The sequence below is a fragment of the Saprospiraceae bacterium genome, from assembly GCA_016716185.1.
GTDB lineage: Bacteria > Bacteroidota > Bacteroidia > Chitinophagales > Saprospiraceae > Vicinibacter.
Genome location: JADJWV010000002.1, coordinates 2,259,533 through 2,280,461, shown reverse-complemented (window position 1 = coordinate 2,280,461; position 20,929 = coordinate 2,259,533). Strand labels below are relative to the sequence as shown.

Below are 20,929 nucleotides of genomic sequence, written 5' to 3'. Positions count from 1 at the left end.
GATTTCAAATAATACGTTGAGTCGGGCAGGTGCGGTAAAAAATGTACTTTTTCATAAAAAGAGCCTGGTAGAATATGATGTCTCGTGTTTAACCGCAGACTGCGCTGAGTTATTCGCTATGAGCGCAGAAAAAGGAGTGAGCCTTGTTATTCTTAATATTCATGGGTACTTACATATCGAAATTAAATTTTTTATACCTGCCTACCAGCCTACCAGACTTAAAGTCCAAAAGTCTAAAAGTCAAAAAGTCAAAAAGTCTAAAAGCCCAAAAGCCCTCAGTCCTAGTTATACTTCCGCTTCAAGAACCACTCGTTGTCGTTTATGGTTACGCCGAAGCTGATCCTCACGTAATTTTCTTTAAGCAGGTCTCCGGCTTTTCGCTGACCCAGGTCAAGATTTAAATGAATCAATGCATCTTGCCTTAAAAAAACGATCGGATAAGCCCACCCCAGAGTGATTCCGTATTGATGCGCTTGTTCATTTCGAATGATCCGGTAATCATCCTGATAATAAAGTCCAAAGCGGAACGTGGATTTTTTCCAAAAAGGATCAAAATGGTGCTGTCCTTTGCGAATCCAGCCTCCTAAGCTCAAACCCAGGGCATTGGCATACTGGCCTTCAAAATATTGAGGAAGCTCCTGATTCTCCCAGGCTTTGTAATCGACCGCAAACATCAAGCCCGATTTGTCCTGATGCGAATACATGGCGCCAAAACGAATACCCAATGGGAAACCTCCTTCAGATTTCTGTTCTGTTAAATTGAGTAGCGTGTCGGTTACACTCCCGGCAGTTGGATTGGATTCATCATACCTGGCTAAATGCAAAGAAGAATAGCGGGCTGTATAGTTGTTCGGAATTTGAACGGTTAATCCAACACCCAATATGTTCCTACGCAAGTTGTTGTCTTTTTGAATCGCTGCTTTGTTGAGTATGCGCCGGTAAAGCAATCCTATTCCCGGATTCCAACCACTGATATGTTGCTGATCTGATAAATGGGAATCATAAGAACCCGGCTTGCTTACGAATAATAAATTTTGATTGTAATTCAGTGTTCCGAAAATGTAATCCAAACCAATCCCGATAGAAAGATCATTGATCCTGTACGAAAATCCAATATTAAAACTAGTTAACGCCCCATCTCCCTGCAATTTTCGTTCGAGAATGTTATTGGTATCACTTCGGTCAACGATGTTGGCGTTGTATCCCATTGAAGAATAGGGACTGAGACCCAGATGCATGCCCATAAATCTTTTGCGCTTTTTTCGGTCCAGAAGGTCATTAATGGCGTTTTGTAACGGAATCGCAATCAGTACTTGTTGAATTCCACCGGTCCATTCGCTGTACTTGGTGTTGTAGGAATCTTCCAGACTGCTGCTTTTGGCAAAGATGCCGACCTCCACATCGGTTTGATTTAAGAAAGCCGAAGAAGCAGGATTCAGGTTGTTGAATAATTGTTCTGAAGAAAAGGCAACTCCCGAATTGGCCATTCCCATCATCCACGAGGGGCTGCTGTTTCTAAGATCGCCCAATCCATATCTGGAAAGAGGATTGTTTTCAGAATTTTGCGAATGGCTACGTAAAGCACAGACTATGAGGATGATAAAAGAGAATAGTTTAATCCGATTCATTGATTTCCAAAATGTAATTTAATCCTTTAAGCAAGAGGTAAGGATCCGCAAAAATGTCAATTTTAAGGCGATTTACCAATTTGTGTGCGTTTCCGCCAGTCAAAACGCATTTTAATCCCGGATAATTTTCTGAAAGCCGCGAAAAATAATTTTCAATTTCAAAGATAAGCCCAAAGTATCCGCCGTTTTCAATAGCTTCCTGGGTGGTCCTACCCAAAAGATGATCTCCGGGATGCAGGGGGTGGACCAATGGTAAAGCGGAGGTGAATTTATGCATGGCCAGATAGCGCATTTCAAGTCCGGGTGAAATGTTTCCTCCCAAAAACTGGCCATCTGTGTTTATAACATCATAAGTCATGCAGGTTCCTGCATTGACAATGAGAATTGAAGCATCTAATAAATGGAGTTGCACAGCTCCGCAAAGGGCAGCTATTCGATCAGAACCCAGTGTATGAGGTGTTTCGTATTTGTCTAGCTTTACCGGTAATTTGCATTGTGCTGTGAGCCGGACAGACTGGACTTGATCCTTGAGCGACTCCAACCAAACTGGATTAGGATCCAGCACGGTAGAATAGATCAGCGAATCGAATTCCTGTTCTTTTAACCAACCGGAAATGTGGTCTGTGTCCGGGAGATCGTAGCTCGCATAATTGTGAAGCGACCGATCGTGAAAAATGGCAAGTTTGGCGCGGGAATTGCCGAGATCGATGCACAGTCTTTGCCTCATCAATGTTTGAAATGTCGGATTCCAGTAAAAGCCATGGCGATTCCTAATTCATCCGCCTTGGTTATGCTTTGATTGTCATTGACGGAACCACCGGGTTGAGAAATGGACGAAATACCAGCTTCTCCGGCAATTTCCACGCAATCCGGAAACGGAAAAAATGCTTCCGAAGCAAGGCAGGCATCCTTCGGATCAAATCCCATTTTTCTGGCTTTGTCGATGGCTTGTTTGCAGGCATCAACTCTCGAAGTTTGGCCGCATCCCATGCCAATCAACTGTTTGTTTTTTACCAAAGCAATGGCATTGGATTTCAAATGTTTAACACAATGGATGGCAAAAAGCAGGTCTTCTGTTTGAAGTGCATCTGCCTCACGTAAGGTTACCCATTTTAAATCTGTTGCAGATGCATGGTGCTTGTTGGAGTCCTGCTCGAGGATACCATTAATTGCCGTTCTGATCGATGTTAATTGTTCCGGCCATTGTAAAATCCGGATGAGGATCCTATTCTTTTTAGCTGTCAGCAATTTTAAAGCATCTTCGCCAAAATCAGGGGCCAGCAACACTTCGTAAAATAATGGATTTATTTCTGTGGCTGTTTCGAGATCCAACTTTCGGTTGCAAATCAAAATCCCACCAAAGGCTGAAACCGGATCACCCGCTAAAGCAGCGTTCCAGGCATCTTTTAAATTTTTTCTTACGGCCAATCCGCAGGCATTGGTGTGTTTAAACACTGCAAAACAGGGATCGCCACGTCTGAAATCAGACATCAGATTTAATGCGGCATCAACGTCGAGAATGTTATTGTAAGAAAGTTCTTTTCCGGAGAGAACCTGCAGACACTCGTTGAGGTTGCCAAGAAAACGGGCATGCTGGTGTGGATTTTCGCCATACCTGAGTTCGGCTTTTCGTTTGGTAAGGCTTCCCCGAAGGTAATCGTGAATGCAGGAATCGTAGTGTTGGCTGACTTCAAATGCTCTGGAAGCCAATGATTTGCGTTCCTCGATGGATGAAATTGCATTGTTTGCTAAAATATCCAGCAACTGATTGTAATCCGACATGGAAGGAACCACTACCACATCCTGAAAATTTTTAGCTGCCGCACGGATCAGGGATATGCCTCCAATGTCTATTTTTTCGATGATCTCTTCGTGTACCTCTGTTTGCTTCAGGGTTTCTTCAAATGGATATAAATCAACGACAACCAGATCAATGAGGGGTATCCTGAAATGTGCCAATTGACTCAGATGGTCTTCATTGCGAATGGCCAGAATTCCACCGAAAATCTTTGGGTGCAAAGTTTTAACCCGTCCACCCAGTATAGCAGGATAATCTGTGATGGTTTCGACTGAAATGACAGGAACGTCCAGGTCTTCGATAAAATCTTTGGTACCCCCTGTAGAATAGATTACAATATCCAATTCATTGAGCTTTCTAACAATTTGTTCGAGGCCTTCCTTGTTATAAACTGATATCAGGGCAGAATGTATGCGTTTGCTTTCCATGGTTTTTGATCATCTGAATTGGAGTATGGCTCCTAATGAGAAACAATAGCGACAGCGGGGTTCATATTTATCGTTCTCACCCAGTAGTATGGTTTCTTCTTCGTTGCTAAGCCGGTACGAATGGGTTGCTAAATTTCCGCAATGCGGGCATATGGCGTGAACTTTGGTGATGTATTCCGCCACCGCCATAATATCGGGCATCGGACCAAAAGGTCTTCCTCTGAAGTCCATATCCAGCCCCGCTACGATAACCCTTTTACCCAAAATCGCCAATTCCTGGCAATGAGTGGGAAATTCGGCATCGAAAAACTGAGCCTCATCAATACCAACAACTTCGGTTTCCTGTAAGACAGATTTAAGTTCTAAGGAATGGCATATGGGTTTGGAAAGCAGCGCATTTTCATCATGCGATACCACGCGTCGTTCATCGTAGCGGATGTCTTTGCTGGGTTTGAAGATCTCAACTTTTTGATTGGCGATTCTCGCCCTTTTCAGCCTTCTGATGAGTTCTTCTGTTTTCCCACTGAACATGGAGCCACAGATGACTTCTATCCATCCGCTGCGCTGTGATTTGTAGATTGGTTCGATAAACATTCCCGGTGCAAATATCTATAAAATTTATATATATTAACTTTTCCCTTAAACTGAACTGTCAAAACAAGCTACATTTGCACCAATAAATTCAACGCTTCGGGCGTTTTTTCAAAAATTAAAATTAAACTATGGACTTTAATCAGATCCGCAAATGGATGCAGAAAATGAATCAGATCCTGGAGGTATACGCCCATGAAGATGATTTTACCCAAAGTGAAAAAAACTTATTGTTGGACTACAACCAGCGCATACGGGAAGCGATACAAAAATTAAAAGTAGAATCTCAGGAACAGGAAAGCATTTCCTCAAATGGGCATGAAGTCGAAAAGATTGAAGCACCCGAGTCTCCGGTGGCTAAACCCCAACGCAAAGAAGCAAAATCCGATTTGAGTAAATATTCCGAATTGCTTGCTTTAAAAGATTCCGGTGATCTGTCAGGAAAACTCGAATCTACTCCTATAAAAGACATATCCACTGCTTTCGGGCTGAACGAGAAAATTGTTTGTCAGAATGTATTATTCGGAGGTGACAAGGGTTTGTTTGAAAATGCGATGAACACCTTAAACGGCCTGAAAAATTACGATGAAGCTACGCAATTTCTATGCTCTGAGTTTGTCGATAAGTTTAACTGGATGGATGAAACTAAAATTAAAAATGCCCAGGTCTTGTTAAAGCTTGTGCGAAGAAGATATTCATGAGTGAATTATTAAGAAGAGAAAAGGAAAATTTACAAAATGCGCTGATTGTTGCATTGTCGGTAAGTTTGCTGTGTGTCCTTGTTCACTTGTTTTTTTTGGTCAGCCAAATACCTAAATACAATTGGAGTATATATCCCCGTGATTTTAGTCAGTGGTACGGAATCATCACCGGTCAATTCATTCATGCCGGATGGGGACATTTGTTTTCAAATCTGCCTCCGTTATTCATTACATCCGGAGTTCTATTTTATTTCTACAGAAGTATCGGTTGGTCGAGTTTATTTCTGATCTTGACCATGACCGGATTGATGGTATTTTTTTTGGGTCGCAATTATTCGCACATCGGAGCCAGCGGATTGGTTTACGGATTGATTTCTTTTATTTTTTTCTCCGGAATTTTTCGCAGAAATGTAAAGTCGATCGCATTAATGGCTGTTATGGTAATTATGTACAGCGGATATCTCGCAGGATTTTTTCCTACGGAGGAAAGGGTATCCTGGGAAAGCCATATTTTCGGTACAATTGCCGGTTTGTGGGCTGCCTATGTTTTTAGAAATTACCGGGAATTTGACGAACGCCAGATTCCTGATTGGAGAGAAGAGCAATCTTCTGCATCTGAATATTTTCTTCCTCGTGACGTTTTTGAAAGGACCAAAGAGGAGAGAAGACAGGAGGAAGCAATGAGGGAGTAAAGAGCGAAAAGCAGGAAGCTAAAAGCAGAAAGCAAAGAGGGAGTAAAGAGTAAAGAGCGAAAAGCAGGAAGCGAAAAGCAAAGAGTAAAATATTATTATTGGTTAAAAAATGGCCAGCCAAACGCTCGTTAGTATCTATTTTTTAGTACTTTATGCAACGCATTAAAAAAAGTAAAGAATTTAATTTTCAGGAACTAATAAATTAGATTTCGGATTTTCTAAAGGTCTAAAGGTCTTCCCGATAAAATGATATAGTTTTTTACGAAATAAATAATCACGAACATTTTATCGGGAGGTCTAAAGGTCTAAAGGTCTAAAGGTCTAAAGGCCTAAAGGCTCCTAAAAACATCATGCCCCAAAAAGATTGGAGCATGACGTACCAACAGAAACGAAAATTAATTTTAGTTAGGGTTCATCATTCAGGGAGCAGCTCACCTGGAGTTTCTTCTTCATGAAGAGGAATTGTTGGTTTAATCCAACTGAGGTTTTTACGAAAATGGCTAAGCCAATTCGTTTGCTCATTTAAATTTGCAGATGCCTCAGGTTGCCTGTAAGCATCGCTCAGGATGGTTCTGGTCGGTTCCATAATATGTGTGTTAGGGTTAAAAAATGTCTCTGATATAGAGAGGATGAAAAATGGTGTTTCGCTGCCTGCTCACATCAAAATTCTTCCAGCTATATCGTTTAGAGCTTTAACGAATGCAAGTTATGACAAAGCAAACTCCGAAAACAAGAGGGTAAACCCTGAATTTGTATCATGGTAAACCCTGATTTTTTGGTGTAAATTCTCGCTGTGAAGAAAATATCTAAGATTTCCGCTCTAAAGCTGCTCTGACGGAACCGTATTGATCAAGTAATTTTTTGGCTTCATCTTCATGGATTCCGTAGGCTTCGCAGAGCATGTGAATTCCCCTGTTTACAAGTTTTTTGTTGGTCAGTTGCATGTCAACCATTTTGTTGCCTTTAACATGACCTAAATTGATCATCAGCGAGGTTGAAATCATGTTGAGGATCATTTTTTGAGCTGTACCACTTTTTAGCCGGGTGCTTCCCGTCAAAAATTCCGGCCCGAGTTCAACTGCTATTGGAAAATCGGCATGCTGCGTGACCGGACTTCCAGGATTGGAGCAAATGCATGCTGTAGTGATTCCATGTTCGCGGCACATCTTCAATCCACCGACGACAAAGGGAGTCGTTCCGCTCGCAGCAATGCCAACAATGCAATCTTCCTGGCTGATAAAATATCTGGAGAGCTCATCCCAGGCTGATGTTTCGTCGTCTTCAGAAAATTCGACGGCCTTTCTTATGGCACGATCTCCTCCGGCCATGATCCCTATGACGAGATCCGGACTTACTCCGAAAGTTGGCGGACATTCAGAAGCATCAATAATTCCAAGTCGGCCACTCGTTCCGGCACCGATATAAAAAAGGCGACCACCGTTGGAAACTTTTTCTGTCAGATGATCGACAAATTTTTGTACAGCATCCAATACTTTGGAAACAGCCACTGCAACCTTTTGATCTTCGTTGTTCATCGCTTGCAGGATCTCTGCGGTGCTCATTTTTTCGAGATCCCTGTATAATGAAGGTGCTTCGGTCAAAGGCCTTTGATTCATATAACTTTTTTAGAAATGAAATACAAACCAATATAAGTAAATAATCCGTTGAGGCCTAAATTTAAAAAACCGAGATTGAATCCGCTAAACCAAACTGCAGATTGACTATCGAGCAAATACACCAGAGCAATTGCGGATAAACAAACAAACACAATTGAAAAGTTCTCCGGTAAATTTCTTTTCGAAAAGAGAGCAAATGAAAATAAACCAAGCAATGGGCCATAGGTATAGCCGGCGAGTTTTAAAATGACATCGATTATGGATTTGTTATCGATCCATTTAAAAACAAAAATCAGGATGAGGAATATAAAGGCGAAAACGTAATGAACTTTTTTTCTCAGTTTAATTTTTTCTTCTTCGCTCAGATCTGCACGCTCTTTTATATCCAGGATATCGATGCAAAACGAAGAAGTAAGTGCAGTGATCGCACCGTCGGCACTTGGGAATAACGCAGAGATCAATCCGATAATGAAGATGATTCCAAAAACAGGAGACATGTGTTTCAATGCGATGAATGGAAATAGATCATCTCCTTTAGCTGGAATGCCCTGCGATTCTGCATAGACATATAACAATCCTCCTAAAATTAAAAACAGCAGATTTACAAAAAGTAAAATGATGCTGAATACAACCATGTTTTTTTGAGAATCCTTTAAATTGCTTACGCTGATGTTCTTTTGCATCATCTCCTGATCCATACCGGTCATGCTTATGGTCACCAAGGCTCCACCAATGATGTGTTTTAGAAAATGGGATGAGCTGTTGATGTCGGTGTTAAATATCCGGAGGTAATTTTTTTCATCGAGCAGATTCACAGAACCTATAAAATCCAGATTGAGCTGATTGATGATTAACCAGGTGCAAACAAATAAACCCAGGAGCATGAAAAAAGTCTGAAGGGTGTCTGTCCATACGATGGTTTTTACACCACCCTGAACCGTATAAAGCAGGATCATCACCAAAATTGCGATGGCCGTCCATGCAAAATTGATACCGAGGTCATTCAGAATGAATAACTGAAGTACATTAATCACCAGATACAAACGAGCGGTTGCGCCAACCGTTCTTGAAAGGATAAAAAAAGAAGCACCGGTTTTATAGGCCATCATTCCAAACCGGTGACGAAGGAAATGGTAGATCGAATGCAAGCCCAGTTTGTAATATACCGGAAGCAAAATAAATGCGACGGCGAAATATCCTATAAAATAACCAATGACAATCTGAAAATAATGAAAGCCCTGAGTTCCAACCGTACCCGGCACCGAAATAAACGTTACTCCGCTTAAGGAGGTTCCGATCATTCCAAAAGCAACCACGTACCATTTGGAACTTCTTTTACCTATAAAGAAACTTTCGTTGCTTGCGTCCTTTGATGTGATTTTGGCGATCCATAGCAACACCGCGAAATAAGCAAATAACAAGAAAGCAAGAAGTATTGAATGATCCATATTTTTAAACTGCAGCAAATAAAACAATTTTTCGTTAATCTTGATAATTTGTTGTTAAGTTCAATGAGCCTTCTTTAAATCATGCGATCGTTTTTTTTTATTTGCAATATGCCGGGTCGGATCATTGATTTATATAAGAATTCATTTGCCGGATTGCACCGCAATATTTGGCTGCTCGCCTGCGTGCAGTTGGTGAACAGGGCTGGTACCATGGTGGTTCCTTTTATGTCTATGTACATGACCCAAAAAATTGGGGTGAGCATCACCAAGGCAGGATTTGTGCTGGCTTGTTTTGGAATAGGATCCATCGTTGGTTCATTTATTGGCGGTAAACTTTCTGATCGTTATGGTTTTTACCGCATTATGATCATCACGCTTTTTTTAGGAGGCTTATCTTTTATTTCATTGTCGTTTTTGCAAAGTTATTGGTGGATTTGCGCAGGAACATTTGTAATGGCTGTTGTCAATGAAGCATTCAGACCGGCAAGCATGGCAGCGATTTCGGAATACAGCGGACAAGAGAGTTTAACGCGCAGCGGCTCACTGGTCCGACTATCTGTTAATTTAGGGTGGGCCTTTGGGGCAGCGATGGGAGGTTGGATCGCGGCACATAATTATTTATTACTTTTTTGGGTCGATGGATTGACAAATATGGCTGCTGCTCTGGTTGTATTATATGCTTTGCCACCTGTAAAAAAATCAATGGATAAGGGGGTTAAATCTGGAGTTGAAAAGAAGGATCTGTCTCCGTATAAAGATAAATTCTATCTTTTATTTGTATTTCTAAGTGTATTTTTTGGAATTTGTTTTTTTCAATTATTTACAACCTTGCCTGTATATTTAAAAACAGAATTGCATTTGGATGAATCATCTATTGGTTGGATCATGGCTATCAATGGATTGTTGATTGCCGCATTTGAAATGATTACGGTTTATTCACTGGGTGCTGCCAACAAACTTAAATTGATGGCTGTAGGGACTTTCATTACAGGCTTGTCTTATGTCATATTCAATATTGTAAACATCAATGGATTTTCACTGGCCATGCTTTCAGCCGGAATCATTACCCTGGGTGAAATTCTTTCCATGCCGTTTATGCTCAGTTTTATGATGGCAAGGAGCAAGCCTACAACCATTGGACAGTATGCTTCCTTATATACCATGTCATACAGCATTGCACATATTTGTGGCAGTTATAGCGGGAGTGCTATAGCTGATCATTTCGGCTTTGAAGTTTTGTGGTGGGTAGTCGGCGGTATGTCTGCAATCGTGGCGCTTGGGTATTACGGCATGTATAAAAATGAAGTATCTTATCCTGCAGAAAGGTATGCTTAAGCAAGTATATCCTATCTTTGCGCACGCTTATCAAAATCAAGTATTGGATGACAGTCTTACGCTCGTGGTTTACGCTGAGTTATAAATGGCAAGTAGTTGTAGTCCTTTTGTGTGCCTTATTGCCCAATTTAAATACATTATTTCATGGATTTGTATTGGATGACAAAGTTGTTTATACGGAAAACCAGTACGTACAGAAAGGGATTTCGGGCATACCTCAGATTTTTAGCAGCAACAGCTTCGAAGGATATTTTACCGGAAGTGGAAAAGGGAGTACGGTTAGTGAGAACCGGTACAGACCTCTAACGTTAGCTTTCTTTGCTGTCGAAAAGCAAATTTTCGGTAATCAGGCTTTTTTAGCACATCTTATTCACCTGCTGTTTTATGGTCTTTTATGCTTTTTACTGTTCAACATCATACAGAAATTGTTAGCTTATAAATATCCTGCAGATGCAAATGCCTTGGCAATGATTTCGGCTTGTTTATTTGCAGTGCATCCCTTGCATTCTGAAGTAGTGGCCAATATTAAAAGCCTGGATGAAATTTTTGTATTGTTGTTTTCCTTGCTCTCCGTAAATTCTGTATTGAAATACCAAAAAAGCAAAGGCATTCTGCAATTAACTCTTGCGGGTTTATGGTTCCTGTTTGCTTTGTTTTCCAAAGAACATGCTATTGTATGGCTTGTATTACTTCCACTTGCATTGTTCTATTTTACTCCAATAGATAAAAGAAGTCTGCTGAAAAGTATTATACCAATGGTCGCTGCTGCAACTATATACGTAGTTTGCAGATTGGCTGTATTGGGAACTCAACTCTATGTGGATTCCAGAAATTTCCTTGAAAATCCATTCCTGACAGTACGCGGAGAGAAAATTTTATTGATGCAGGATGCAGATAGAATCGGTACGATCCTTTATACCTTATTAAGGTATATTTATCTGCATATCTTTCCCTACCCACTTACGCACGATTATGCTCCTAAGAGTATTTCAACTTATGCTATTGCTTCTCCGGCAGCTGTCATTTCACTAATGTTGTACTTGTTATTTATTGTTTTAATTATCAAATGGAGAAAATCCTTACCGGTTATCAGTTACGGTTTGATGTTTTTTATCATCGCACTTTTGCCCGCATCTAATTTATTTGTCAATACAGGAGCTTACATGGGTGAAAGATTTGCATTTATGCCTTCGCTTGGACTTTGTTTGGTGTTTGCCTGGTTCCTCAAATATGCTGTTATCGATAAGTTTAAAATGGGGATGGTTGTATTCCTGATTTTGATTTTAGCTTTTAGTGCAAGAACCTTTACCAGAAACCTCGATTGGAAAGATAATCTTACATTATTTACTGCAGACATTAAACATTCTTCCAATTCAGCAAAACTCAACTCCTCTCTGGGATTTACTTTATTGGAGAATTACAGGAATTCTGCAGACAAAGAGTCGAATAAACATTTATTGACCCAGGCTATTGGTTATTTAAATAAGGCCGTAAAAGTTTACCCCCGTTATTCAGACTGCATTTTCCTTTTAGGCAATGCCTATTATCTCAATAAAAATTATCCCGAAGCGGTTGTGACCTATGAAAAATATATAGATCTCAATCCAGCAGACGCTTCGATCATCAAAAATTACCAAAAAGCTTTAAGGGAATTGGGCAGAAAATATTTTTATGATGACAGCAACAACTCTGCTGCAAAAAATGCCTTGCTAAAATCCTACAAACTCAATAATCAGGATGATCAGGTTTTGGAATTACTGGGTAGTGTTGAGGCGGAAATGGGCTATCTTTTAAAATCACTGGAGTATTTACTCAAATCTGTTGAAATCAATCCCAATAGCGCCAGCACCTGGGCTAATTTATACATCACTTACACTCGGCTTGGAGATAAAGCCAGAGCGCAAGATGCGATCAACCGGGGCATGGCCATCGATGCCGATATCGTGAAAAAGTTGATGTCGGTGAAGACGAAATGAGGCTAAAGGTGAGAAAGGAAAAGATTTAAAGGTCAAAAGTCGAAAAGTCGAAAAGTCGAAAAGTCGAAATGTCGGGACGAAATCCTCCTCCTGACTATATTATTTCTTTTGCATACGAAACTATTTTCTCCACCATTTCTTCAGCTATCCGTTGCTGAGCTTCATAGGTAGAAGCGCCGATATGAGGTGAAACAGAAATTTTTGGGTGATTTAATAGCTCCTTACGTATGTTAGGTTCGTTTTGATATACATCCAATCCGGCACCTGCAATTTTATGTTCGTTGAGAGCATGCAGCAATGCATCTTCGTTTATATTTTCTCCTCTGGAGGTGTTGACGATGTAAGCCGTATTTTTCAAAAGTGCTAATTTGGCTGCATCCAGTAATGCCTTTCCGGTATAGGGGGAATGCAGACTCACATAATCAGCCTGACTGAGTCCCTGTTCCATCGCGACCAATGGGATGGGAATCTGGATGGCTTGTCCCTGGAGATGTAATTCAATTTCAGCTTTATCGATGAATGGATCGCAAGCAATGACCCGCATTTCCAGTCCAAGTGCCATTTTCGCCAATTCTCTTCCAATTCTTCCAATTCCAATCAACAATAATGTTTTCCCTTGCAACTCGATGGAACTGCTCAATTCTTTTTTAAGCTTAGAAAAGGATTCTGCATCGTTTAATTCTCTATTCGAGCGGTGCAATCCTCTAGTCAGGCAAAACATATGTCCAAGGGCAATTTCTGCTACAGATCGAGATGAGGAGGCGGGGGTATTGATTACACGAATGTTCCTCGATTGAGCAAATTCGACATCGATATTATCCAGCCCGACTCCAGCTCTTGCAATGAATTTTAAATCGGGGCAATTTGCGATGAGCTCAGACCGCACTTTGGTAGCACTCCTCACAATGATTCCCTGGTATCGGGGCAGGAATTCAATCAATTGCTCTGCAGGAAGTTTCATCATATCGACCTCAAATCCTTGCGAGATCAGGGCCTTGACCCCCGAATCTTCAAAACCATCCGTAATTAATATTTTCCACGCCATGGCCCAAAAATAAAAAAGGAACCCATTATGCAATGGATTCCTTTTTAAGTTTAAATTTTTTTAGATGAATTTATTTTCCGCGCTTTGCTCTCAGAGCACTCAGGCGTTTTTCGGTCTCTAACTTCAATAAATTGTAAGCTGCTGTCTGCTTATGGTCCTGAGCAATATCTCTTGCGCATTTACCAATTTTATTTTCATTCATTGGATTGGCACCTGCTTTCAATAAGGTTTCGAGAACTTCGAGATTGCCGGATTTAGCAGCAAACATCAGGGCATCTTCAAATTCAATTTTAAAATGAACATCAGCTCCCCGAGACAACAATAGCTGTACCATTTCAGCATTTCCAACAGATGCAGAATAGCTTAAAAGCGTCATTTTTTGCTCGTTGAGGTATAATACAGAATTTACGTCATGGCCCTGAGAAATCCATTCCTTGACGAAGCGGGTATCGGATTTATCGACAGCCAGTCTTAAATCCTGCTGTGCATAAATCAAACTGCCGGAGCAGAGAAGAAACATTAAAAAACTTCCGAATATATTTTTCATAATGAACAGTTATTATTTGGTTTCAATGGCTAAGATACCATAACTCTTGCAAATGCTGCCCCCATACGCTCAATTTTTAGTTATTTTAACAAGCCTGTGAATTGAGGGCATGTCTTTTTGAGCAGAAACAGGGAAGAATCAGCGATCAGGAAATGATTCCCGGATTATTTTGGTTTTTTTCAAAAATACGGTTCCGCAATACCTGATTGAGAGGGTTTTCGAGATCAGGATCCCGCCGGATGATAGCTTCTGCAAGTTTTCTGGCAGCTTGCAACAAAGTCTGATCCTCGACAATATCGGCGATTTTGAGCTCCAGCAATCCGCTTTGTCTGGTGCCGTCGAGGTCGCCTGGCCCACGAAGTTTGAGATCCGCTTCAGCGATCAGAAATCCATCCTGAGTGCTGCACATGGTCCGGATTCTTTCGGCGGCGTCTTTGCTTAGACTGTCTGAAGTCATCAAAACACAGTAGGACTGATCAGCGCCTCGTCCCACCCGTCCTCTGAGTTGATGAAGTTGCGACAATCCAAATCTTTCGGCATTTTCAATTACCATGATGCTGGCATTGGGCACATTGACGCCAACTTCTATGACTGTGGTTGCAACCATGATGTGGGTTCGGCCTTTGACAAATCGCTGCATTTCCAAATCTTTGTCTTTCGGACGGAGTCTGCCATGCACTACCGAGATCTGGTAGGAGGGTATAGGGAAGTATTCGAGAAGTTTTTCGTAACCCATTTCCAGGTTTTCGAGATCTAGTTTTTCGGATTCCTCAATCAAAGGATAAACGATATATACCTGACGGCCTTCCGCAATTTGTTTTTTCATGAACTCATAGAGTTTTCCCCTGAGGACTTCCGTAAAATGCAGGGTTTTCACAGGCTTCCGGTTGGGGGGAAGTTGGTCGATTACAGAAACGTCCAGGTCGCCGTACAAACTCATGGCAAGGGTCCGTGGAATCGGAGTGGCAGTCATCACCAACACGTGTGGCGGAAGTGACCCGGATTTGCTCCAGAGTTTTGCCCGTTGTTCGACTCCGAACCGGTGTTGCTCGTCGATGATCACCAATCCGAGTTTATGGAATTGAACGGACTCTTCGATCAAGGCATGTGTACCCACAATAAATGGTAGTTCTCCGGTTTTTAAGACATTCAGTATTTGTTTTCGGTCAGACCCTTTTACCTGGGATGTCAGCAAAGCGCAGCGCATCTTTATGGGGGCAAGGAGTTCGTTCAGACTCTGGTGGTGTTGGTTAGCCAATACTTCTGTTGGTGCCATCAGACAAGCCTGATAGCCGTTTCCAGCCGCCCACAGCATGGCCAGTAAAGCCACTATTGTTTTTCCGCTGCCCACATCTCCCTGCAACAATCGGTTCATCTGGGTGCCTGATTTCAGATCCGATTGAATCTCCTCAAGGACCCTGGTTTGCGCGTTGGTCAAAGCAAAAGGAAGGTGTTTATCTAAAAATTCATGGTAGTCGCGATCTGCATTGGCCATAACATAACCCTTCGATTTTCTTTTCCGGAGATTCATGTTGTGTTGCATCTTTAGCTGCATGGCAAACAACTCTTCGAATTTCAATCGCTGACGCACTTTTGCTAACAAGTGTTCGTCTTTTGGAAAATGGATATTCAACAAACATTCGGCCCGGCCGGGAAGTTTGAATTTTTCGAGAATGTAATTGGGAAGTGTTTCCGGAATGAGGCTCGCATCAATTTGTTGTAAAGCCTGGTGAATGATTTTTTTAAATCCTCTGCTGTCAAATCCCTTTTGTGCCAGTTTCTCGGTACTGGAATAAACCGGGTCCCATCGCAAAGCTTGTTGGTGTTGATCGCTTGAAAAATTTATTTCCGGATGAGCCATCGTCCATTCATATCCCGACCATTTCAGTTTTCCAAAAATGGTGTATTCCTGACCGATGGCGAGTTTATCCAGGATCCAGTCGTAGTGTTGAAACCAAAGCAATTCTAAAGATCCGGTGACATCGGTTAGAGATCCGGTCAGCCGTTTCGTTTTTCCGAATTTCTTTTCATGGAGTTCAGTAAGCTTGCCCCGGAATTGATAAAATTGACCATCCTGAATAGCTTCTCCAATGGGCGTAAACCGGGTTTTATCCACATACCGGTAAGGAAAATACTGGAGTAGTTTTTCGACTACATCAATGGCCAGCAGATCGCGCAAAAGTTTTCCCCGTTGCGGACCAACGCCTTTGATGTATTCAATCGGACTGTCGAGTTTTAATGCCACTATATTCGCCTAAAGCTGCAAAATAAAAAAGCAAATTGCATTTACCATCCATTTCGTCCCGGCTTATTAAGTTTTGAGACGATTTAAACGATTTCAACTTAGCTTTGTTGGCAATAGCTGGGATATGGAAAGCATCAGGCAAAAGCAGGTTGGCGAATTGATCCGCAGGCAGTTCAGTATGGTATTGACTGCCGAAGGCCGTTATATTTATGGTGCACAGGCCTTGGTTACCGTGACCCATGTGATGATGAGCCCGGATCTGGCACTTGCCAAAATCTATTTAAGCATTTTTAATATCCAGCCGAAAGATCAGGTGATCGAAGCTATGGAAGAGCATATCGCCAGGCTTAAGACATCGCTTCACCAAAAAATTAAAAAGCAGGTCCGTGTCATGCCAGAACTCAGGTTTTACCTGGATGAAACCATGGACGAAGTCTATAAAGTGGAGGCCCTTTTTAAAAAATACGAAGGAAAATCCGGGTCAACACCGGAAGAAGGGTAGGACTCTCCGCAACCTCCATTTCTTAAATTTCAGTTAAAGTCGAGGAAGTACGATAACTTTCGTAGAAAAGATAATACCTTGGCCTCTGAACGCAAAATATCAAATCAAATGACTATTCTAAGCCGTAATTTTTGCTCCATTATTTGTATTCTTTTAGGAATGAGCTCCTCGCAAATTGGACTCTGCCAGAAGTCCTTTATAAAAGGACAGTTGTCTGATGACCAGGGTGCCTCAATAGCTTACGCCAATTTGTTTTTATTTCAAACATCCGATAGCGTCATGGTAAAGGCAGAGCTTTCGGATGAAAGCGGTAATTTTCATTTTGGAGAATTGGCATCTGGTCATTATTATATACGTGGCAGCTATGTTGGATATGAAGACTTTACTAAAAATGGTATCGAAGTTGGTGAAAAGCAGGAACTGAACCTTGGAAAACTACTGATGGCCCCTAAGTCTACGCAATTAAAGGAAGCCGTCGTAAGTGCTAAGCGCACAATATTGGAAGTCAAACCGGACAGGACTGTTTTTAATGTGGAAGGAACGATCAACAGTATTGGAAACGATGGCATGAGTCTATTGAGAAAAGCACCCGGTGTTAATGTAGATAATAACGACAATGTCAGTTTACTGGGCAGATCGGGAGTATTGATTTATGTCGATGGGAAACGCATACCTCTGGGCGGACAGGAATTATCTAATTATTTGCAGAGTTTACAAGCTGAGCAAATCGATCGCATTGAGATCATCAGCAACCCCGGTGCAAAATACGAAGCTCAGGGCAATGCGGGGATTATCGATATCCGATTGAAAAGAGATAAGAATTTTGGAACCAACGGAACTGCCGGCCTGACTTATATTCAGGGACGTTATCCGAAAGTAACTTTATCGGGAAATGCGAATTACAGAGATCAGAAATGGAATGTATTTGGAAACACCAGTCTGACGTCCTGGAAAGGATATAATTATATTGCTTTTGAAAGTTTTCAGAACGACTTATTTCTCATCGAAACCCTGGATTCCAAAGTGGACCGCAATTCAATAAATTACCGGGTAGGAACGGATTACTTTCTTTCCAAGAATCATACGCTGGGTATCCTTGCCAGTGGAAATCTCTCCAAAGGAGAACACCCCGGTTACAATGAAATTTACATTTCGAAAGCTTCGCAACCCAATGTTGTAGATAGTATCCTGGCTGCCAATACCAATGTAAGTGCTCCCAGAAACAATCAGACCTACAACATCAATTATAAATTTGAATCGGGACAAAAAAGAAGTCTCAACATCGATCTCGACTATGGTTTTTTCGACAACAAAAATTTGAGAGACCAGCTCAACGAATATTACGATGCAACAAAAACGAATCGAATGTCCTTTTCTGAAAACAGTTTCTTCACACCTTCTGAAATTGATATCTGGACGTTTAAGATGGATTACGAACAGGACTTTTGGGGAACAAGACTGGGAACTGGATTTAAATATAGCGATGTGAATTCGCATAATGTTTTTCATGTTTACGAAACGCTTGGCAGAACAGGCCCCATCAACGAAAGGAGATCTAATATCTTCGACTACGATGAAAAGGTATATGCTACTTATTTGACACTGACGGGTTCATTCGACAAAAAGTGGAAATATGCAATCGGTTTGCGGGCAGAGCAATCTGACATCCGGGGTGATTTGCAGGCTTACCTGCCCGAACTTCAGGAGCCACCTGTGGATCTGAGTTACCTGAGTTTCTTTCCAAATGCCGGGATCACCTGGAATTACAAACCCGACCAAAGTTTTCAATTGAGTTATGGAAGAAGGATCAACCGCCCCGATTATCAGGTATTGAATCCGTTTGTCAATCAGTTGAGTCAGCTTTCCTTTGAGAAAGGCAATCCATTTCTCGATCCCGAAATTGTAAATAACATCGAACTTTCATATACCTTGATGTACAAGTACAATTTTAAATTGGGTTACAGCCATACGGCAGATCAGATTACGCGATTGATTGGTCCGGACGATAGTGATCCGCGCGCCAGTTTCATCAAATGGGACAATCTTGCCGAAAGAAAAACCTATAATTTCAGTGCAAGTTTGCCATTTGAATTCAGTAAAATCTGGGAAGCCTACTTTAATTTTGGAGCCTCCCACATTCACAATCTTGCAGACTATGGAGATGGAGCCGTCGTCGATTTAAAAGCATATACCTACAACCTCTACCAGCAGCATAGTTTTAAATTGCCCTGGGGGTGGAAGGCAGAAATATCAAATTATTTTTCCGGACCCGGTATCTGGGGTGGTGTATTTTTATATGAGACCAGCTGGAGTCTCGATATCGGATTTCAGAAAAAATTCTTTAATGAAAGGATGAGTTTTAAAATCAGCGGTAACGATATCTTCTACCAGTCAGGCTGGTCGGGAGAATCCAATTTTGATGGTCTGTATTCCACTGGTAAAGGCAACTGGGATTCCAGAAGACTTACTGTGAATCTGAGTTACCGTTTTGGAAATGAAAATGTGAAATCCCGCAGGAGAACAACAGGATTGGAGTCTGAGGCCGGAAGGGTGGGGAGTGGCAATTAGACCAAGCCACACTTATTAAACCCGGAATCCTAAGGAATCAATCGAATGATTTTAGAGTGGATAAACCACTATAACTGGTTTATAATATATTGACTATCAACAATATAAAAAGTATTTAAAGTGAATTGATCTCCTCGTTTGGTTTCGTGCCTTTTGTATGCTGTAATTTGCTCTATCCGGTTTGCTCTTTTCAATTTGCATCCAGTATCTCTGCCTTTCTAAAATAATTTTCTTGGCTTCCCTTAATTTTTAGGTTAGATTTACACAGATAAAACAAAACTAACCTTTAATATTATTGTTATGGCTACTTCAAAAAGATCCAAATTTTTAATTATCAGTTCCCTCTTGATATTGTTAAGCAGCTTGGGTATAATCTTCAATATTCAACCTTGTTTTATAAAATTATTTAATAATAATAACCCGCCATGCAATGGTATAAGTACTTTAACAATAGGAACGAGGCACATCTCAGACAAATTTAACTATAGAGATAGTCTCTTTGAGTTGAAATACAAGTGTAATCAATTGATTCTCAATCCTGAAGCAAATAATGCAAATGAAATTCGCGACAAACTGGTAAAGAATTGCTTTAAACTGATTAAAAAATGTCCATGTGGACCTGGTTTTGAGTTGTATGAATATCCACCAATTCATGGTATTGAAGTGGCTGCCACAACTGGTGCTGGAGCGAGTGGCAGAGGAATAGGGGATGGCCTTCTATTGAATGTCTTATTTGAATTTGATGAACCTAAGCACTTGGTAAACATGGATTCATTTCCGTTTCCAGATCAAGAGGAGTGTTCCGGAGCTCACATTTCAAAAATTGCAATTGTCGATAGCGGAGTGGACCTGGAGACATCAGTCTCACAAAACGAGTTGATGCGCAACGGTTGGCTTCCATTCAATGACATGGGGCTTACGTGTGTTCCAAATGATTACCCAAGAGGAATTTTTTACCTTGATGGTGCACTTGCAGGTCCTCCCAACGACGAACATGGGCATGGTTCGTCTGTAAATTCTGTTGCAATAGGTCTAAGCTCATCAGCGTCTGCATACAAATTTTCTTGTAAATTAAATAATGTGAGAGTTACAGCTAATAGTACGAAAGAAGGAAATTTATTTGATGCCTTGTGTGGTTTATATTATGCAGCAAACCAAAATCCTGATGTTATAAATATCAGTTGGGGTTTTGAAAATATCGTAGACCCACAGGATATACAATCTGTTGACAGAGATAAAAATTTTAATGATGCATTTGTTCAATTCAGCCAGTATGCAAAAAATAAAAACATTGTCATTGTTGCCGGTGCGGGAAATGGTAGCATTCATTTATGCGAATTCATCAAGTTTTATCCTGCCAGTGTTGCTGCAACACAAGACAATTTTATTACTGTTGGAGCTATCAATGGGGCACAAACAGATATGGCTCGCTTCTCGAATAGAGCTTATATTCAAGACAATTTGATTACCGTATCAGTGCCTGGAGAAGATGTAGTTATGGCATATCCGAAGTACTTGCAGCATAATTCGACAAGAACAGGGTATGTCAAACAATCCGGGACTTCATTTGCGGCTCCATTGGTGACTAATATAGTGGCCATGACACGTTCCTTCTATCCTGATATGCCATCATCAGAAATTAAGACGTTGTTGTTAAATTATTCTCAACCTGCAACTTCTTCAGAAATAAACAATATTCAATACCAGGTCTTGGATTATAGATTGCTGGCGAGAGATCTTTGCCGAAATGAGGTAAATTTTCCTCCGGCTCCTTTGTGATTCATGAAGGAATTAAGATTGGATCAATAA

At 41.1% G+C, this 20,929-nt stretch carries 17 protein-coding genes; 7 read left to right on the top strand and 10 right to left on the bottom strand.

Annotation, left to right across the window (positions count from 1 at the left end; translation table 11 throughout):
- Positions 1-281: 281 nt before the first annotated feature.
- The 4 genes from IPM34_10725 to IPM34_10710 are packed head-to-tail and all read right to left on the bottom strand — an operon-like array spanning position 282 to position 4,448.
- Entirely contained in the window at positions 282-1,628 is a 1,347-nt protein-coding gene (locus tag IPM34_10725; protein MBK8956016.1) for a hypothetical protein, read from the bottom strand.
- On the bottom strand, positions 1,615-2,355 hold the full coding sequence (locus IPM34_10720) for a type III pantothenate kinase (GenBank protein MBK8956015.1): 741 nt from the start codon (positions 2,353-2,355) through the stop codon (positions 1,615-1,617). Before IPM34_10720 ends, IPM34_10725 begins: the two co-directional genes overlap by 14 nt.
- Positions 2,355-3,854 (bottom strand): bifunctional phosphoribosylaminoimidazolecarboxamide formyltransferase/IMP cyclohydrolase, encoded by a 1,500-nt coding sequence (purH, locus tag IPM34_10715; GenBank protein MBK8956014.1) that lies wholly within the window; start codon positions 3,852-3,854, stop codon positions 2,355-2,357. Before purH ends, IPM34_10720 begins: the two co-directional genes overlap by 1 nt.
- A 9-nt stretch (positions 3,855-3,863) precedes the next feature.
- Positions 3,864-4,448, bottom strand: coding sequence for a thymidine kinase (locus tag IPM34_10710; protein ID MBK8956013.1), 585 nt, complete (start codon positions 4,446-4,448; stop codon positions 3,864-3,866).
- Between the two features lie 128 nt (positions 4,449-4,576).
- Here IPM34_10710 and IPM34_10705 point away from each other — a divergent pair, with 128 nt between their 5' ends.
- Together IPM34_10705 and IPM34_10700 are read left to right on the top strand one after the other, a co-directional pair.
- A complete protein-coding gene (locus IPM34_10705) occupies positions 4,577-5,146 on the top strand; it encodes a hypothetical protein (protein MBK8956012.1) in 570 nt (189 codons plus the stop codon).
- The gene (locus IPM34_10700; protein ID MBK8956011.1) at positions 5,143-5,838 is read left to right on the top strand and encodes a rhomboid family intramembrane serine protease; all 696 of its coding nucleotides are present in this window, start codon (positions 5,143-5,145) and stop codon (positions 5,836-5,838) included. Before IPM34_10705 ends, IPM34_10700 begins: the two co-directional genes overlap by 4 nt.
- A gap of 415 nt (positions 5,839-6,253) precedes the next feature.
- On the opposite strand, the gene IPM34_10695 is transcribed toward IPM34_10700, so the two are convergent.
- From IPM34_10695 to IPM34_10685, 3 genes are all read right to left on the bottom strand, one after another.
- Positions 6,254-6,424 carry a hypothetical protein gene (locus tag IPM34_10695; protein MBK8956010.1) on the bottom strand — a complete coding sequence of 57 codons (171 nt, stop codon included), beginning with the start codon at positions 6,422-6,424 and terminating at the stop codon, positions 6,254-6,256.
- A gap of 220 nt (positions 6,425-6,644) precedes the next feature.
- Positions 6,645-7,454: an N-acetylmuramic acid 6-phosphate etherase gene (gene murQ / locus IPM34_10690; protein ID MBK8956009.1), complete on the bottom strand. Its 810-nt coding sequence runs from the start codon at positions 7,452-7,454 to the stop codon at positions 6,645-6,647.
- Complete coding sequence (locus tag IPM34_10685; protein MBK8956008.1) at positions 7,451-8,902, bottom strand: sodium:solute symporter; 1,452 nt, start codon at positions 8,900-8,902, stop codon at positions 7,451-7,453. Before IPM34_10685 ends, murQ begins: the two co-directional genes overlap by 4 nt.
- 81 nt (positions 8,903-8,983) lie before the next feature.
- On the opposite strand from IPM34_10685, the gene IPM34_10680 reads away from it, so the two are divergent.
- Both IPM34_10680 and IPM34_10675 read left to right on the top strand, forming a co-directional pair.
- A complete protein-coding gene (locus IPM34_10680) occupies positions 8,984-10,237 on the top strand; it encodes an MFS transporter (protein MBK8956007.1) in 1,254 nt (417 codons plus the stop codon).
- A 47-nt stretch (positions 10,238-10,284) separates the two neighbouring features.
- The gene (locus IPM34_10675) at positions 10,285-12,213 is read left to right on the top strand and encodes a glycosyltransferase family 39 protein (GenBank protein ID MBK8956006.1); all 1,929 of its coding nucleotides are present in this window, start codon (positions 10,285-10,287) and stop codon (positions 12,211-12,213) included.
- A 94-nt stretch (positions 12,214-12,307) separates the two neighbouring features.
- Here IPM34_10675 and IPM34_10670 read toward each other — a convergent pair whose 3' ends face one another.
- The 3 genes from IPM34_10670 to recG all read right to left on the bottom strand — a co-directional run bounded on the left by IPM34_10670 (position 12,308) and on the right by recG (position 16,053).
- Positions 12,308-13,258, bottom strand: coding sequence for a 3-phosphoglycerate dehydrogenase (locus IPM34_10670; protein ID MBK8956005.1), 951 nt, complete (start codon positions 13,256-13,258; stop codon positions 12,308-12,310).
- Between the two features lie 70 nt (positions 13,259-13,328).
- Positions 13,329-13,805: an ankyrin repeat domain-containing protein gene (locus IPM34_10665; protein MBK8956004.1), complete on the bottom strand. Its 477-nt coding sequence runs from the start codon at positions 13,803-13,805 to the stop codon at positions 13,329-13,331.
- 145 nt (positions 13,806-13,950) lie between these two features.
- Complete coding sequence (recG, locus tag IPM34_10660) at positions 13,951-16,053, bottom strand: ATP-dependent DNA helicase RecG (GenBank protein ID MBK8956003.1); 2,103 nt, start codon at positions 16,051-16,053, stop codon at positions 13,951-13,953.
- 121 nt (positions 16,054-16,174) lie between these two features.
- On the opposite strand from recG, the gene IPM34_10655 reads away from it, so the two are divergent.
- The 3 genes from IPM34_10655 (at position 16,175) to IPM34_10645 (ending at position 20,899) form a co-directional block, all read left to right on the top strand.
- A complete protein-coding gene (locus IPM34_10655; protein MBK8956002.1) occupies positions 16,175-16,552 on the top strand; it encodes a ribosome-binding factor A in 378 nt (125 codons plus the stop codon).
- A gap of 108 nt (positions 16,553-16,660) precedes the next feature.
- Positions 16,661-19,120: a TonB-dependent receptor gene (locus IPM34_10650; GenBank protein MBK8956001.1), complete on the top strand. Its 2,460-nt coding sequence runs from the start codon at positions 16,661-16,663 to the stop codon at positions 19,118-19,120.
- 525 nt (positions 19,121-19,645) lie between these two features.
- Entirely contained in the window at positions 19,646-20,899 is a 1,254-nt protein-coding gene (locus IPM34_10645; protein MBK8956000.1) for a S8 family peptidase, read from the top strand.
- Positions 20,900-20,929: the final 30 nt, after the last annotated feature.